The sequence below is a fragment of the uncultured Jannaschia sp. genome (genome assembly GCF_947494055.1).
Classification (GTDB): domain Bacteria; phylum Pseudomonadota; class Alphaproteobacteria; order Rhodobacterales; family Rhodobacteraceae; genus Jannaschia.
Genome location: NZ_CANLTR010000131.1, coordinates 1 through 1,225 on the forward strand (window position 1 = coordinate 1; position 1,225 = coordinate 1,225).

General features: G+C 59.8%; 2 pseudogenes. One reads left to right on the top strand and one right to left on the bottom strand.

The features are described 5' to 3' along the window. Positions 1–107: 107 nt before the first annotated feature. Positions 108–885: pseudogene (locus Q1A87_RS23455) on the top strand (transposase); the annotation flags it as partial. A gap of 32 nt (positions 886–917) precedes the next feature. Here Q1A87_RS23455 and Q1A87_RS23460 read toward each other — a convergent pair. After that, positions 918–1,225 (bottom strand): annotated as a pseudogene (locus Q1A87_RS23460) (integrase core domain-containing protein); the annotation flags it as partial.

A 1,225-nucleotide genomic window follows, 5' to 3' on the forward strand; every position in this document is an offset into this window, starting at 1 on the left:
AAGATGTCCATTATCGATCATGGACATTATCGACAGCAGAGGCTCACCGTCAGAGCAGTCACAACGGACGGATACCTCTCATCCCGCTCCGGCGGCCTTGTTGCACGATGGCTGTTGAAAATTTACATTGCGAGTCCGGCGACATAGCGGTTGGATGTCGAAGCCCGCCCCGCTCCCGCATCCTAAATTACTCGTCGTACGACGCCGTGCTGCATGAGCGCGGGTCGCTGACGGTCTGGTGCCATCCCGGCATGGCGTCACGCAGAGATGTCGTGAAAGGGATCAAGGTTCTTTTTGGCCTGCCGCTGCGACAGACAACCGTTCGGCAACCCTTATCGTCGAGAGCCTGCTGAACCTGGCAGGGCTCGCCTGGCCAGTTCCGGACTACTCGACGCTGTGCCGGCGGCAGAACACCCTAGCCGAGCAACTGCCCTATCATGGCAATGGCGAGCCGCTGCACCTACTCGTGCCCTTTTTGGGACATCACTGCGTGATGCCCTGCCGGGTAGCGTATGGCGCCTATGACGGCCGGACCTGTCGCGACGCTATCATCCGCTTGAGCGCCGCCGCGATCATCCCGCCCAAACGCAACGCCAAGCCATGGAAGAAGGACAGCCCCGACGCGGGGCGAGAAACGAGGCCCTTATAGCGATCAAGCGCTTCGGCCGGGCTCTGGTGCAAGTGAAGTGGATACCACCGCCGCAGCCGTGCAGAGACAAAGCCTCTAAGGAAATTGCTGCGCAATGCCTTGCCGCCCAACGGATGAACTGCCTGAAGTTGATGGCTTAGAGGTTCGCCGCGCGCGACTACGATAGACAGACCGGCATGCTTCAGATCCGCATCGCCATCCTCAACCGCTTCACCGCCCTCGGCTGCCCGACTAGTGTTCAGTTCCGGCATTTGGTGGATTGGATCAAGGGTGTGAGGCCGCCGAGGGTCTTGAGCCTGCGAGCGAAGTTGTAGGCTGCCACGAAGTTGCTGAGGTACGTGCGCGACTGATCGTCGCTGTTGTAATGGTAACGCTTGACGGTTGCCTCCTTGATCGTCTGGTTCATCCGTTCGACCTGACCGTTTGTCCAAGGATGGTTGGGCTTGGTAAGCCGGTGCTCGATCCTGTTGGATTCGCAGATTATGTCGAAGCGCATCGGTGCGTAGCGGGGATGCGGAGAGCGGTGAAGCGGTTGAGGATGGCGATGCGGAGCTGAAGTTCGGCGGTCTGACGATC